Genomic DNA, 15,272 nt, shown 5'->3' with positions numbered 1-15,272 from the left:
CCGCCATCAGCGGGCTATCATCAACTCCCGCGGGAGAACAGTAATCGTAGCTTTCACTCGTTGCCAGCTATTCCCTTCCCATGCGACACAGGCCGGAAATATGCCTTGCCGAATTCTGCTCGCCGATAGCTACCCATTGTTTCGGGCGGGTATCCGGGCACTACTGGAAAAACAACACGAATACGAAATCGTCGGTGAAGCCGGCGATGGAGACAGCATCATCCAGCTGGCTTGCCTGCTGTCACCGGACATCGTCCTGCTGGACATGTCCATGGAGCGATCATGCAGCGTGCATGCACTGGAAGAACTGTCGGTGCATGCGCCCTGCTCCAAGGTGCTGATGCTGTCGACACATACCGACTCAGGCTTTGTCATGAAGTGCCTGCAACTGGGTGCCCAGGGCTATCTGCTCAAGAGCGCCAGTTTTCTGGAGCTGGAACTGGCCCTGCAAGCATTGCAGCATGGCGATCAATACCTGTCTTCGGAGGTCGTGCCGCTGGTGGTCAGCGAGGCAGTCAAGAAAAGCCTCACGCCCCCCTCGCCCACAAGATCCGGAAATTTTTCACTGACCGAACGACAGCTTGAAATCCTGCGCCTGATCGCCCGTGGTGAATCGACCCGTTCCATCGCCCTGGGTCTTGGCCTGAGCGTCAAGACGGTGGAGGCCCATCGCTCCCAGGTCATGCATCGTCTGGGGATTCACGACCTTGCCAGTCTGGTGCTTTTCGCCGTTCGGGAAGGGATCATTCAGGTCAACGATTAGCATGACGTCAGCAGTGGCGGCTCAAAGGCCGTCACTTCAGGCAACGCCTGATCCCACCTCACAACTTCCACCGACGCGGTTTGTGCCGAGCAGCCCTGAGACAGGCTTGAAGCCCCTGCGTCGAGGGTGATCACGTTCGGGTTGCCATGTTTCTCAAGGCTGCCCTTCTGGCCATGTATCAGAGGGTCGAACCAGGCTCCCGTGGCGATCTGCACGACACCAGGACGAATGTCGTCCGAGACAATCGCACCGGCCAGAAAAGCACCGCGCTCATTGAAGACCTTGACCACATCGCCGTCGCCAATGCCGCGTGCCTGGGCATCACGGCGATTGAGGGTCAAGGGCTCGCGTTCGTGGATTTTTGAAGCGCGGCTATAGGCACCATGATCGTACTGGCTGTGCAGGCGGGTTCGCGGCTGGTTGGACAGCAGGTGCAAGGGAAATGAGGTCGCAGGCTTGTCCAGCCAGACCGGATGCCCCGGACAGTCCGCGTAACCGAACCCGGCAATGCGCTCGGAGAAGATTTCGATACGCCCTGAAGGTGTGGGCAAAGGGTTGGCCTGCGGATCATCGCGAAAAGGCTTGAGCAGAATCATGTCGGTTTCGGGGTATTGCACCTCGAACAGGCCGTCGCGCCAGAACCGGTCATAGTCCGGTAACTGCACGCCGAAGGTTTCGGCCCGCTCGCGAGACTGCTCATAGATATGTCGCAGCCAGGCCGATGCATCACGTCCTTCTGTGAAGGCATCGGCAACGCCCAGGCGCTGCGCAAGGTCGGCAAAGATCGAATAGTCGTCGCGGGCTTCGCCCACCGGCTCGATGGCTTGCTGCATGGCGATCATGAAGCGGTCGGACGCCGCGCTGCCAATGTCATTGCGCTCCAGCGCCGTGGTCGCGGGCAGGACGATATCGGCGTACCTGGCCTGGGCGGTCCAGTACTGCTCGTGAACGATGATGGTTTCCGGCCGCTGCCAGGCATCCAGCAGGCGATTGAGGTCCTGATGGTGGTGGAAGATATTACCGCCGGCCCAGTACACCAGTCGAATGTCGGGATAATGCCGCTGCTGGCCGTTGTAATCAAAAGGCTCGCCGGGGTTGAGCAGCATGTCGGCGACACGCGCCACCGGGATGAAATCCTTGACCGGGTTGCTGCCCTGCTCGAAGCGTGGCCCCGAGAATGCTTTGCGACCGCTGCCCGTATTGTTCATGCAGCCATAGCCCAGACCAAAACCGCCTCCCGGCAAACCGATCTGCCCCAGCAGCGCGGCAAGGGTCACGGTCATCCAGAACGGTTGCTCGCCATGAATGGAACGCTGCAAGGAATAGGCGACATTGATCATGGTCCGCTTGCCGGCCATGCGCTGCGCCAGTTCGGTGATCTGCCGGGCCGGGATTCCAGTCAGTTGCTCGGCCCATTGCGTGTCCTTTGGCTGCCCGTCGACATGCCCCAGCAGATACTCGCGAAAGCGCTCATAGCCCACGGTATAGCGCTGCACAAAGGCTTCGTCATGCAGCCCTTGGGTGATCAAGACCCAGGACAACGCCATCATCAGCGCCGTATCGCTGCCGGGACGAATCGCCAGCCACTCATTCTTTTCAGGGCCGACCAGGTCATCACGCAACGGGCTGACATTGACGAACTCCACACCCGCTTTCGACATCGCCTGCAAGGCATCGGCCAGCAGGTGATCGCTGGCACCGCCGGGGCTTGTCTGGGCGTTCTTGGCGGGCAAGCCACCGAAGGCCACGAACAGCTCGCAATGCTCGGCCAGGTTCTTCCAGGAGGTGTGCGCCGCCAGCAGCCAATCCATATTGCCGACGATATGCGGCATCAACACACGACCTGCGCCGAGGCTGTAACTGTCGGTGCTGAACACATAACCACCCAGGCAGTTGAGGAAGCGATGCAACTGGCTCTGGGCATGATGAAAACGCCCTGCACTGCCCCAGCCATAACTGCCGCCGAAGATTGCCTGATTGCCATGCTCGCCCCTGATGCGCTTCAGCTCTCGGGCGACCAGATCCAGTGCAACGTCCCAGGACACTTCAACGAACGGCTCCTGCCCCCGCAGCTCGGGTCGGCCACCTGGCTCATGAAGAAAACTGCGGCGCACAGCGGGACGCTTGATGCGGGTCGGCGATGCAATGGCGCCTGCAACCGAATCACCAATGGGCGAAGGGTCCTTGTCCCACTCTGCGGGCACCAGCGCTTCAAGCTTTCCGTCCACGACGTGTGGGCGGTAGACGCCCCAGTGCAATGAAGTGAACGTCATGATGAAGGACTCCTGAGGGGTTTTGGCTTGGAGATTTCGCGAATGAATTCGCTCCTACGGGGTTCGGTGTGTGCGAATGAATCAACGCGAAACCTGCTCCTGCAATTTAAGCGCCGAATTGAACGACTCATCGAACACGCTGGCCGCCGGGTAGCTTTTGGTCAGCCCGGCGCTGTTGAAAAAATCGATGGTCTGCTGCGCGCCCGCAATCACTTCAGGGGTAATCGGCACCACGACTATCTGCGAACGGGAGAACCAGCGGCGGGCGACGTCTGCATCGGCTCGGGTCAGGCCTGACCAGGCGTTGGCGTAGGTTTCGCTGTTTTTCGGATCACGCACCGACCAGTCGCGAGCCGCTTGCAAACGCTGAAGGAAGTCGTTGATCTGGGCACGCTTGTTCTTGATGGCCTTGTCGTTGGCAACAATGAAACTCTGGGCCGGAATCAACCCCTTGGCCGTGACAATCACCCGCGCGCCCTGGCGTTCCTGCTGGGTGACGTAGGGTTCCCAGGTCGCAATGGCATCCACCGAACCGCCGTCCAGAGCGTGAGAAGAATCCAGCGCACTGAGATAACGATAGTCCACGGCATCACGAGACACGCCCGCCTTGTCCAGTGCGGTGAGCATCAACTGCTGGCTGAACGAGCCTTTCCAGATCGCCACTTTCTTGCCTGCCAGATCCGCAACGCTCTTGATGGAAGAGTCCTTGCGTACCACGATGGCCACGCCATCCAGATTCTGCCGCGACACGCCGATGACCTTGATCGGTGCGCCCAGAGCGCCCATGAACAAAGCAGGCGAATCCCCCAGCAAACCGACATCCAGACTGCCGACGTTCAAGGCTTCGGCCACGGGCGAGCCGGCGGTGAACTGCTTCCATTCCAGTTCGTAAGGCAGGTCGTTGAGCACACCCGCAGCTTCCATCACGGTACGGGCGCTATAGCTCTGGTCGCCCACCACCAGATCAGCGGCCTGAGCACTCAACGAAGCCGCAAGCGTCAGGAACAGACCGGACAGAACGCTTTTTTTCCATCGGGCAAGGGTGTTGTCGGGCACGTGCAATCTCCACTGGATCGAAATGGGGTCTGGATCCGCAGGTGCGGTAGCCGATTTTTTGATAACGGTTTCAATGTTTGAAACGAATTCTTAGAACCCTATCATTCTAAAAAACATTATCTAAATTCATTTTCGATCTAGCCTAATATGCAAACAGCTCAGTTATCACCCCCTCAGCTCAAAGGGTGTCGCTGGTTGCCAATCGCTCGCGCAAGAACTCGATCAGGGCCTGCACGGGCCTTGAGGCCTGACGATGCTGTGGATAAACCGCCGACAAGGTGAGGGGCTCGGGACGCAGATCGTCCAGCACACTGACCAGGCTTCCACTGCTCAGCGCGGCCCCGACAATGAAGGTCGGCAAGTATGTGATGCCAAGCCCGGCAATCGCCGCATCGCGCAACAACTCGCCGTTATTGGTACGCATCCGCCCGCTGACATTGAGGCTAACGGGTTTGCCATTGCCCTGGAAACGCCACTGCACCTGACGGTTGTGACCATAGGGCAAGCAGTCGTGGGTGTGCAGGTCTTCAGGTTTTTCCGGACGTCCCCGCTCAGCCAGGTATGCAGGGCTGGCGCAGTACACCCGGTCAATTGTTGCGATACGCCGGGCAATCAGGCTGGAGTCTTCCAGCACGCCAATACGCAGCACCAGATCATAGCCCTCGCTGAGCAGGTCCACTGGCCGATCACTCAGATCCACCTCCACTGCCACATCCTTGTAGCGCTGCAGAAACAACGGAAGCAGGCAACCCAGATGCGCCACGGCAAATGATAGCGGCGCGCTCAGGCGCAAGGTGCCGCGTGGTTCGCTGTTCTGCCCCGAAATGCCCTGCTCGACCTGCTCGACTTCGCCCAGCAGGCGCAAGGCCGATTCGTAATAGCTCTGCCCCAGCGGGGTGACATCCAGGCGCCGGGTCGAGCGATTGAGCAAGCGCACGCCCAGCCGCTCTTCGAGCTGCATCAGGCGACGGCTGACGAACTGCTTGGACAGGCCCAGCTTGTCGGAGGCCGCCGTGAAGCTGCCCGACTCCATGACCTGGCAAAAAATGCGCATATCTTCAAAGGGGTTCATTGTCACAACCTGGTTGACAGTTAAACGCTTTATAGCCGCTTTTTCGCCTTTCAGCACCCTATTAATCTGTATCCATGGTGCAGACAAGGCCCGAAGCCAGCACTGCCCTTATCAGCCAACCACTTTCGTTTTTCAAAAGGACTGACCCCATGAACACTCTGCAAAAAGCCCTGACCACTACCCTGCTCGCCCTGTCCGTCAATAGCGCCTTTGCCGCTGGCAGCCCTGGCGTCGAACACAACACTCAGGCCTTTCTCGAAGCCCTGGCCGCTGGTGGTGGCAAACCGCTTGAACAACTGAGCCCCAAGGATGCCCGCGCAGTCCTGACCGGCGCCCAGGCCTCGGTCAAGGTGGATCTGTCGGGTGTGGAAGTCAGCGAGCGTTCGATTGATGCCAACGGTCAGAAGATCACCCTCAAGATCGTCCGTCCTGCCAAGATCAAGGGTGACCTGCCGGTGTTCATGTTCTTCCACGGCGGCGGCTGGGTTTTGGGTGACTTCCCGACTCACCAGCGACTGATCCGTGATCTGGTGGTCGGCTCCGGTGCGGTAGCCGTGTATGTGGATTACACGCCATCACCTGAAGCCCGGTACCCGACAGCTATCAATCAGGCCTACGCCGCAACCCGCTGGGTGGCCGAGCATGGCAAGCAGATCGGCGTCGATGGCAGCCGGCTGGCTGTAGCAGGCAATAGTGTCGGCGGCAATATGGCAGCGGTCGTGGCGCTGATGGCCAAGGAACAGAAAACACCGGCGCTGCGCTTCCAGTTGCTGCTGTGGCCGGTCACCGATGCGAACTTCGATAACGGCTCCTACCAGCAGTTTGCCGAAGGTCACTTCCTGACCAAAGGCATGATGAAGTGGTTCTGGGACAACTACACCACCGATGCAGGCCAGCGCGCCCAGATCCATGCCTCGCCTCTGCAAGCCAGCAGCGAACAATTGCGCGGCCTGCCTGCGGCGCTGGTACAGACCGCCGAGTTCGACGTGCTGCGTGACGAAGGCGAAGCCTATGCCCGCAAGCTGGATGCGGCAGGCGTACCGGTGACGGCGGTGCGCTACAACGGGATGATCCATGACTTCGGCCTGCTCAACCCGCTGAACCAGATCCCTGAAGTCCGCGCCGCGATGCGTCAGGCGGCCAACGAGCTCAAAGCCCACCTCGGCAACTGATAACCAGCCCGCCATAACCTGCCCCACCGGGCAGGTTTCAGCCTGTCATGCCGGAGTCGCACCATGTCCTTTCTGCTGAGCCATCCCCTGCTGTGGAGTGCCCTGTTGTTGCTGGCCGATGTGTCGATCTGGCATCTGTCACCGGTCCAGCTTCGAGTGATTCGGGTCGGTATTCGCCTGGGTCTGTTTCTGGCCTTCAGTACGCTCATCATCAATGCCGGTATCAGCCCGTTGCAGGCACCCGCATGGCCAGATGACAGCGTGCTGCAACTGGGTGCAACGGCACTGGCGATTCTCTGGTGGGTGTACGCAGCCCGTGTGCTGACGGTGCTGATCGGCCTGGCCCTGATGCATCGCATCGGTCATAGCGGACGCCTGCTGCAGGACGTGATTGGTGCGCTGGTGTTTCTGATCGCTGTGGTCGCGGCAGCCGGTTATGTGCTGGAACTGCCCGTCAAAGGGCTTCTGGCAACTTCGGGGGCCGTGGCAATCATTGTCGGTCTGGCGCTGCAAAGCACCTTGAGCGATGTGTTTTCCGGGATCGTGCTCAACACCACCAAGCCCTATCAAGTCGATGACTGGGTCTCGATCGACGGCATCGAAGGCAAGGTGACCGATATCGACTGGCGCGCCACGCATCTGCTGACCAGCGCTGGCAGCACGGCCGTCGTGCCCAACTCCGTGGCGGCCAAGGCCAAGATCGTCAACCTGAGCAGGCCGACTCACATGCATGGCGTGTCGATCAGCATTCAGGTGCCCAACCATATCCGCCCGCGCCGCGTGCTCGATGCTCTGGATCGTACCTTGCAGGGCAGCAGCAGCCTGTTGCTCTCCCCAGCCCCGAAAGCAGTGCTCAAGGAAGCCGGGGAAAGCATGTCCGAATATGTGGCCAGCGGTTTTATCGCGGACCTGAGCAAGAAAGGCGAAGTGCGTAATCAACTCTTCGACCTCGCGCACCGCCATCTGGAGGCCGCTGGCATCGTCCGTCAGCTTGACGGCAGCAGCGAACCGACTTCCCGTGCCCGCACTCTGCTGGAAGAGGTGAAAGTCTTCCGTTCATTGAGCGAGCCGGAACGCGACCGCCTGGCACAACACATGACCGCGCAGCAGTACTCGGCAGGGCAAGTGGTGCTGGATTTCGACGAGGTTGCCGATTACCTGTTCGTGATTGCCACAGGGGTGGTCAGTGCCTCGGTGGCCAACGGCAACGAGCAAGTCGAGGCGGGCCGCATGGGGCCGAGTGAGGTCATGGGCGAGCAAAGCATTCTCGCGGATACACCGTCCGAAGCGCGATTCACGGCAATGACCTCCAGCATCATCTATCGAATCGACAAGAACGTTGCACGTGCCTGCATGGAGCAATCCGGCCAGGTCAATAACGCGCTGCACAAGTTGCAGGCGGTTCGGCAGAAGAACAGTCATTCGGCGCTGCTGGCAAGACCTGCCCAGGTCAAGAAAGGCGGCTTTCTCAGTTGGCTGAAAACTCGCTGAGCAAGTACTGGAAAGCGCAGGCCAGAGCGCTGCGCAAAACCGATAGCGGCTGATCGTCGCCTGCGAAATTAACAACGATTAACTCGTCAGCCCTGTTCCTGCACCCAAGAATGGCGCTCTCTGCGCAGACTTTTGCCCATCGAAAGGTGCTGACAAAACAGCCAACTCATTTGCACCTTCACGCGACAATGGACATTGCCATGACTCAGGTTCCGCAATACCCCTGCTCGATATGCAAAACCATGGACGGCATCAAGCAACAGACAGCCGTCAGCGGCGGCCTGCCCCTCTGGCGCGAGCGTCTGGCCAAACAGTTGATCCTCGAAAAACTGGGTGAAAACATCGAAGTTTCCGAACTGGCCCGCGCCTGTGCCTTGTCCAGAAGCTATTTCTCCAGAGCCTTCAAACGCAGCACCGGCCTTTCGCCTCAGGAATGGATTCGCTGCCAGCGCATCGCTCGCGCAAAGTGCCTGATCCAGCACACGGACATGACCTTGACCCAGATAAGTCATGAGTGCGGATTCTGTGACCAATCGCACTTCTCGCATATATTTTCCCGTACCGAAGGCATCAACCCCTTTACTTGGCGCGGTCATGCGCTAAAGAACACTGATAACAGCAAAGTGTTTGCCGCCAGCGGATTCTGAAATAAGGGCTAGATTGAAAGTCGCATCACGAGCAAGCTCGAGAGCGTACTTGTCTGCCCGAAAAACAGAATCCCAGGCGACACAACAGGAATGAACCTTTGACCCTTCTCACCGAGCCGGCCGTGCATTTCGGCCCTTATCGGATCTACCCGCAGCAACGTCTGGTGCTGGAAGCCGACCGTCCCGTGCGGCTGGGCAGTCGCGCCCTGGATATCCTGTTGATCCTTATCGAACATGCCGGGGATACGGTCAGCAAACAACAACTCATTTCCCATGTCTGGCCCAGGACTGTGGTCGAGGACAGCAATCTGCGCGTACATATGGCTGCGCTGCGCAAAGCGCTGGGCGATGGCCAGGCGGGACAGCGTTATATTGTTACAGTTGCACAACGTGGTTACAGCTTTGTTGCTCCCATCGCCCTGCAACGGGTCGAACACAGGCCAGATGCCCCTATGAAAATCTCGACCAGCCACAATCTGCCCACTCGTCAATCGCGCATCCTGGGACGTGATGCACTGGTAAGCCGGCTGGCAGGCCAACTGCAACAACACCGTTTCATTTCCCTGACCGGCCCCGGCGGCATCGGCAAGACCACGGTCGCCCTGCGGGTTGCGGAGCAGTTGATCGGCCAGTATCGCGATGGCATTCGTCTCATGGACCTGGCGCCCCTGACCGATCCGGCAATGGTCGCGACTCACCTGGCCCTGCTGCTCGACATCGCTGTACACGATGACGACCCCATGAGCCATCTTGGCGCCTACCTGCACGATCGCAGGATGCTGCTGGTGATCGACAACTGCGAGCACATGGTCGATACCATTGCCCTGCTGAGCGAAAGCATTCTGCGCAGCGCCCCCGATGTACACATTCTGATCACCAGCCGCGAAAGCCTGCAGGTCGATGGCGAATGGGTCGAGCGCCTGGAACCTCTGGACTGCCCGCCTTTCGAGGGGACGAGCAGCGCCGAAGCCATGAATTTTGCGGCACTGCAATTGTTCGTCGAACGCGCCACGGCCAGTCAGGAACACTTTGAACTGACCGAAGCCAACCTGCCCATGGCCATTGAAATATGCCAGCGCCTGGATGGTATTCCCCTGGCCATCGAACTGGCCGCTGCTCAGGTGGGTAACCTGGGTTTCAGCAAATTGCTCGAACACCTGCAAACCAGTTTCCGTCTTCACGGCCAAAGCCATCCGGATGGATTGGCTCGCCACCAGACCTTGCGCGCCACGCTGGACTGGAGCTTCCAGATGCTGAGCGCCAGCGAGCAGACGTGCCTGCAACGCCTGAGTATCTTCAAGGACCGCTTCACCCTGGAGTCCGTCATGGCGGTGGTGGTGGATCAGCAGATCAGCCCGCAGGAAGTCCTGGCCATCATTCCCCAACTGATCAGCAAGTCGCTGCTCAATGTCGAGTTCGTGGACGACGAGGTCCTCTATCACTTGCTGGATACCACCCGCAGTCATGCACTGGAAAAACTGCTCCAGCACGAACAACTGCCCGAGCTTCGCGAACGCCATGCACGGCGCTGCCTCGTGCTCATGCAACAGGCACAGCAGGACTGGGAGCACATTCCCACTCAACAATGGATCGACCGCTATATCTACAGCCTGGAAGACATAAGGACAGCATTGGAGTGGGGATTCAACAGCGCTCACGCGCAGAGGCTGGCCATTGAGCTGGTTGCCAACAGCACACCTCTCTGGCAGGAATTATCGTTGCTCAAAGAACACGACTTCTATGTGCGCAAGGCACTGAGGCTGCTGGAAACCGATCCCCTTGCACCCGCGAAGCTGCTGATCCCCCTGAAGCTGGCACTGGGCAGCATTTCCTTTCATACCCGTAGCGACACGCCCGAAGCGCTGGACGCTTTCATGAGCGCACGGGTACTGGCCGAGCATCACAATGATCTAGCGGGCCAGTTGCAGGCCATTTCCGGAAAGATGATCGTTGACGTGTGTCGCGGTGATTACCTGCAAGCCCTTGAACAGAATCGCCAGTTCAATCGGCTGGGCATGAACACCGATACCTTTATCTGCATGAGCACCCATCGCTTACGGGTTCTGGCGCTGCACTTTTCCGGCGATCAGACCCTGGCACGGCTGAATGCCGAGCAGGTCATCCAGCGCATGGCACAAAGCGGACATCCTCATCAGTTCACGTATGTTTTCGGCGTGCAATACGATCAGAGCGTTGCGGCCCTGACCATTCTGGCGCGCATTCTATGGCTGCAAGGACGTCCCGAGCTTGCGTGGCAGACCGCACGGCAGGCGCTGGACATTGCCCTGCAGATCAAACACGGAACGTCCATCTGTCACACCCTCTCCCTGGCTGGTTGCGCCATCGCCCTCTATAACGGCGATACCCAGACAGCCAGCGAGTTGTTGAAGCTGCTGCGCGACCACTCGCAAAGGCATTCGGCACTGCTGTTTTATGACTGGGGGCAGCGCTACGCGCAGTTGATGACCTCCCCAGCCACCGAGAACAATTTTGCGGCCAGTACCGGGTTCATCAGAGACATCATGATCACCCTGCGTCCAGGTCCGGTCGACGATGCCCTGTTCGAGCGGGCGCAAAGCGGAGCAGCAGGCTGGTGTACATCGGAAATCCTGCGCGCCAGAGCCGACACTCTCCCACCTGAAGACGCCGAAACCGCCGAAGCCATACTGCTCAAGGCATTGAGCGTGGCGCAGAAACAGGGTGCCCTGGCCTGGGAACTGCGCAGCGCCACTTCTCTCGCCAGGCTCAAGCAGCGTCAGGGCTACAGGCAGCAGGCATACGCTTTGCTGGAGCCTGTGTATGCACGGTTCACCGAAGGCTTCACAACGCCGGACCTGATCGCGGCCCGGCAATTACTCGATCAGTTGCGGTGACGGAGCGCGCGCTACTGCGAAGCGCTCCATACCGAGATAACGTGCAAGACGAGCCTCGTATACTCGCCCGTCACCACTGGCTTGCAGTTTCTCCAGCGCATAGAAACGAGTGGTGCGCAGCAAGTCATAACGCAAGGTACCGCCGCCCTGGCTTATCGACAGCAGCGATTTGCCCACCAATTGCTCCAGCGCCTTGGCGATGCCTTCAGCGGGCAACGAAACACAGCTGCAGACTGCAATGGCAGCCGACTTCGTGAAGGCCGAACCAAAGACCGCAATACGCTGCAGTACGATTTGCTCGTGCAGGCTCAGTCGCTCGAAACTCCAGTCCAGGGATGCCTTGAAGGTCTGGTGACGCACGACAGAAGTGCGCCGGCCAAAGCCTGGCAAATGAACCCCCTTGTCCAATTGAGCTGGCAAACCCGCCAATCCAAAGACGTCGATTCTGGCAGCCGCCAGCTCGATAGCCAGAGGAATGCCATCGAGCCGTCGACAGATATCAGCCACTGTCGCTACATCCTGTTTACGCAAGACAAAACCTTGCCTGGAAGCCTGGGCACGACGGACAAAAAGCTGCATGGCCGAACAGGCCATGGCGTCACGCGTACCTGCGGATGCAATGGTCAGCGCCGGCAGCCCCAACACGGATTCGCCTCTGGCCTGCAGCGCCTGACGGCTGGTCACCAGAATCGACAGATGGGCACAAGCCGGCAACAGGGTTTCGGCCCAGCGTCGACTGTTTTCAAGCTGATGCTCGCAACCGTCGAAGATCAACAGCGCACGCCGTCCGGCCAGCGTCGAGGCCAGATCAGCCAGAGACGAATCTCTGCCAAGCCCCAGCGCCGAAGCCATTTGGCCGGCCACCTGCTGTGGGTCATCCAGAACAGAAAAGTCGATAAGCCAGGCACCATCCGGATAATGCCTGAGCAGTGATTCAGCGACCCGGCAGGCCACCGTTGTCTTGCCGATACCACCAGGCCCGACCAGGGTCATGAGGCGTACTCCGGGCAACTGACGCACGATCCTGCCCACGACTTCATCGCGACCGATCACCGATGTCAGGCGCGCAGGCAGATTGTGCTTCGGCGCATTGATCTGCGGGTTCGCCTCCACCTGCTCGACCCTGGCTACGAAGCAATAACCTCGCAAGGGAACCGTCTCGATAAAGCGTTGACCTTTCTGCCCGTCTTTCAAGGCTCGACGCAAGGCCGCGACCTGCACACGCAAATTGATATCTTCGACGATAGAGTCGGGCCAGACCTGAGCAATGAGGCTGTTCTTGCTGACAATGCTGCCCGCCTGCCCGATCAGCACCTGAAGGATATCGAGCGCCCTGCTCCCCACGCGCAATGTTTTGTCGCCCTGCATCACCTGACGCTGACGAACATCAAGCACATAGGGCCCGAAACGCAGTACCGAATCGTTGTGTATATTCTTGAGGCTGTCCATATCCGTTCACACGCCGATAAACCCGGCTATCCGGACCACCGCACGACCCTTGCAAAAGATTCGTGTTCATCTTGGCAGGCAGGAAAACCGGAACAACCGGCACAGGAGGCGCGATACGGTCATTGCGGTGCGCAATACGGACAATGGGGCGTGCTTAGCTGAACTGCTCGCGATACTGGGCTGGCGTCAGCCCGATCTTGCCGCTGAACAGGAAGCGCATGTGCCGCACACTGCCGAAGCCGCTTTTATAAGCCACGGTCTTGAGTGGCAGCTCTGTGGTTTCCAGCAGGTTCCGGGCGTGATCGATGCGAGCGCTCTGCAGGAAGTCCATGGGCGTCATCCCGACTTCACGGGCAAAGGTGCGAGCGAAGTGTCGGGCACTCATATTGGCGAGGCTGGCCATGCGCTCGACGCTGAAGGCCTCATCCAGATGTTCCAGCACATAGTTCTGTACGCGGGTAACGGGGGTTTCCTGCAAGGCAATGGCAGTCATCAAGGGGCTGAACTGCGCCTGGCCGCCCTGGCGCCTCATCAATACCAGCAACACTTTGGCCACATCCTGGGCGACCTTCTTGCCATGATCCTGGGCAACGACCGCAAGTGAGAGGTCGATACCGGCAGTGACGCCACCGGAAGTCATGAGGTTGCGATCACGGATGTAGATCTGATCGGTTTCCACCTGCGCCTTGGGGAAACGTTTGATGAGCCGGTCGGTGTAATGCCAGTGAGTCGTGACGCGATGCCCATCGAGCAACCCGGCATCCCCCAGAATGAAGGCACCGGTGCAGATGGAGCCGTAGCAAGAAGACCGGGGCGCGACCTCATTGAGCCAGTTCAATAAAGGCTGGTGCCTTTCGTTGTAGGCACCCGGCCCTCCGGGTATCAACAGAAGGTCGTAATCCTCCACGGCCTGGTCCATATGCCGGTCAGCCACGATGTTGACGCCGCTGGACGCACGAAGCGCGCCCTGCTCGGTGCCAATGGTCGATATCCGGTAATGCTTGTCGGGCGCCAGATAGCGATTGGCAATGGAAAAAACCTCGATAGGCCCGGCCATATCGAGCAAGAGAAAGTCCGGAAATAACACCATCGCCACGGTTTTCATAAGTCGCGCATCACTTGAATGAAGACAGACTGCGCATTATGAACAAGATGGGCCGGCTCTGCTGGCTACCCGACACTGTCAACCAGAGCAGGACAGTCATTCGTTTTTCAGCTACTTATTGCCAGCCTCGATAACCAGTAACCTTTCTCTCACTTGGTCGATACCTGAATTTTCAGCCTCGACATATGAATGGAGAAAGAATCATGCTGACTCTTCGCAAAGCTTCCGATCGTGGCGCAGCCAACCATGGCTGGCTGAAATCCTTTCACACCTTCTCGTTTGCCAGCTACTACAACCCGCTGGAACAGGGGTTTTCCGATCTGCTGGTGATCAATGACGATCGTGTCGCAGCAGGCAAAGGGTTCGGCCAGCACCCCCATCGCGACATGGAGATTTTCTCCTATGTGCTCGAAGGTGCCCTGGAGCACAAGGACACACTGGGGACCGGCTCGGTCATCCGACCTGGCGACGTGCAGCTGATGAGCGCTGGCAGCGGCGTTGCACACAGCGAGTTCAATCACTCGGCAAGCGAGCCGGTGCATTTCCTGCAGATCTGGATTGTGCCGAATGTGGCCGGTGCGCAACCGACCTATCAGCAGGAACACTTCAGCCCGGAACAGAAACGCGGACGCCTGCAGCTGATCATCTCCCCCGAAGGGAACGATGGCTCCTTGAAAGTCCGTCAGGATGCCCGGGTCTATGCCGGTCTGTTCGACGGTAATGAAACGGCCAGCCTTGAAGTGGCAGCCGATCGCCATGCCTACGTACATGTCGCCCGTGGCAGCGTCGTGCTCAATGGTGAGCGTCTCGGGGAAGGCGATGGTGTGCGTCTGCGTGACGAACAGCAGATTCACTTGAGTGAAGGCGTCGATGCCGAAGTGCTGGTTTTCGATTTACGGCCGAACGAGCGGCCGCAGATGCCTTGAAGACTCTTTCTATATATAGAAAGAAAAAAGCGCGCCTCCTGATGAATGGGAGGCTCGCGAAGGGAAAAAACGCAAAAACAAAAACGCCGCTCAATGAGCGGCGTTCTTGAAGAATATGGAGCGGGAAACGAGACTCGAACTCGCGACCCCGACCTTGGCAAGGTCGTGCTCTACCAACTGAGCTATTCCCGCAATGGCGTCCCCTAGGGGACTCGAACCCCTGTTACCGCCGTGAAAGGGCGGTGTCCTAGGCCACTAGACGAAGGGGACACGCTACCCGGAACACATGGTGTGTGTTCCAGTGTCCAGATCCGTATCCTAAGACTTGGTTCTGGTTTCACTCAACCCCGCCCTAGAGCAGAATTGTATAAAACTGGAGCGGGAAACGAGACTCGAACTCGCGACCCCGACCTTGGCAAGGTCGTGCTCTACCAACTGAGCTATT

General features: G+C 58.9%; 11 protein-coding genes and 2 tRNA genes. 6 read left to right on the top strand and 7 right to left on the bottom strand.

Annotated features, from left to right (window positions below; genetic code table 11):
* Nucleotides 1-100 precede the first annotated feature (100 nt).
* A complete protein-coding gene (locus K5D32_RS23705) occupies nt 101-763 on the top strand; it encodes a response regulator transcription factor (RefSeq protein WP_198728732.1) in 663 nt (220 codons plus the stop codon).
* Here the strand turns inward: K5D32_RS23705 and K5D32_RS23700 are convergent.
* The 3 genes from K5D32_RS23700 to K5D32_RS23690 form a co-directional block, all read right to left on the bottom strand.
* Entirely contained in the window at nt 760-3,036 is a 2,277-nt protein-coding gene (locus K5D32_RS23700; RefSeq protein WP_221602030.1) for a molybdopterin guanine dinucleotide-containing S/N-oxide reductase, read from the bottom strand. The two genes, K5D32_RS23705 and K5D32_RS23700, sit on opposite strands and share 4 nt — an antisense overlap.
* An 81-nt stretch (nt 3,037-3,117) precedes the next feature.
* Nucleotides 3,118-4,092: an ABC transporter substrate-binding protein gene (locus K5D32_RS23695; protein WP_308125056.1), complete on the bottom strand. Its 975-nt coding sequence runs from the start codon at nt 4,090-4,092 to the stop codon at nt 3,118-3,120.
* Nucleotides 4,093-4,270: 178 nt separating this feature from the next.
* Nucleotides 4,271-5,164 (bottom strand): LysR family transcriptional regulator, encoded by an 894-nt coding sequence (locus tag K5D32_RS23690; RefSeq protein ID WP_221602029.1) that lies wholly within the window; start codon nt 5,162-5,164, stop codon nt 4,271-4,273.
* A 149-nt stretch (nt 5,165-5,313) separates the two neighbouring features.
* Between K5D32_RS23690 and K5D32_RS23685 the strand changes: the two genes are divergently transcribed.
* The 4 genes from K5D32_RS23685 to K5D32_RS23670 all read left to right on the top strand — a co-directional run bounded on the left by K5D32_RS23685 (nt 5,314) and on the right by K5D32_RS23670 (nt 11,347).
* The gene (locus K5D32_RS23685) at nt 5,314-6,336 is read left to right on the top strand and encodes an alpha/beta hydrolase (RefSeq protein ID WP_221577528.1); all 1,023 of its coding nucleotides are present in this window, start codon (nt 5,314-5,316) and stop codon (nt 6,334-6,336) included.
* 63 nt (nt 6,337-6,399) lie between these two features.
* Entirely contained in the window at nt 6,400-7,827 is a 1,428-nt protein-coding gene (locus tag K5D32_RS23680; RefSeq protein WP_221577527.1) for a mechanosensitive ion channel family protein, read from the top strand.
* 242 nt (nt 7,828-8,069) lie between these two features.
* The gene (locus K5D32_RS23675; RefSeq protein WP_221594501.1) at nt 8,070-8,474 is read left to right on the top strand and encodes an AraC family transcriptional regulator; all 405 of its coding nucleotides are present in this window, start codon (nt 8,070-8,072) and stop codon (nt 8,472-8,474) included.
* A gap of 98 nt (nt 8,475-8,572) precedes the next feature.
* The gene (locus K5D32_RS23670; RefSeq protein ID WP_221602028.1) at nt 8,573-11,347 is read left to right on the top strand and encodes a winged helix-turn-helix domain-containing protein; all 2,775 of its coding nucleotides are present in this window, start codon (nt 8,573-8,575) and stop codon (nt 11,345-11,347) included.
* Here K5D32_RS23670 and K5D32_RS23665 read toward each other — a convergent pair.
* Both K5D32_RS23665 and K5D32_RS23660 read right to left on the bottom strand, forming a co-directional pair.
* Nucleotides 11,327-12,796 carry a winged helix-turn-helix domain-containing protein gene (locus K5D32_RS23665; RefSeq protein WP_221602027.1) on the bottom strand — a complete coding sequence of 490 codons (1,470 nt, stop codon included), beginning with the start codon at nt 12,794-12,796 and terminating at the stop codon, nt 11,327-11,329. The two genes, K5D32_RS23670 and K5D32_RS23665, sit on opposite strands and share 21 nt — an antisense overlap.
* 154 nt (nt 12,797-12,950) lie before the next feature.
* Complete coding sequence (locus K5D32_RS23660; protein WP_025261254.1) at nt 12,951-13,901, bottom strand: GlxA family transcriptional regulator; 951 nt, start codon at nt 13,899-13,901, stop codon at nt 12,951-12,953.
* Nucleotides 13,902-14,104: 203 nt separating this feature from the next.
* Here K5D32_RS23660 and K5D32_RS23655 point away from each other — a divergent pair, with 203 nt between their 5' ends.
* Entirely contained in the window at nt 14,105-14,827 is a 723-nt protein-coding gene (locus tag K5D32_RS23655; protein ID WP_221602026.1) for a pirin family protein, read from the top strand.
* 116 nt (nt 14,828-14,943) lie between these two features.
* Here K5D32_RS23655 and K5D32_RS23650 read toward each other — a convergent pair.
* A tRNA-Gly gene (locus K5D32_RS23650) sits at nt 14,944-15,019 on the bottom strand.
* A 2-nt stretch (nt 15,020-15,021) separates the two neighbouring features.
* A tRNA-Glu gene (locus tag K5D32_RS23645) sits at nt 15,022-15,097 on the bottom strand.
* Nucleotides 15,098-15,272 lie beyond the last annotated feature (175 nt).

It is taken from the genome of Pseudomonas cichorii (assembly GCF_019719005.1).
Classification (GTDB): domain Bacteria; phylum Pseudomonadota; class Gammaproteobacteria; order Pseudomonadales; family Pseudomonadaceae; genus Aquipseudomonas; species Aquipseudomonas cichorii_E.
The sequence above is the reverse complement of the archived record's forward strand: the minus strand, read 5'-3'. Positions and strand labels throughout refer to the sequence as shown.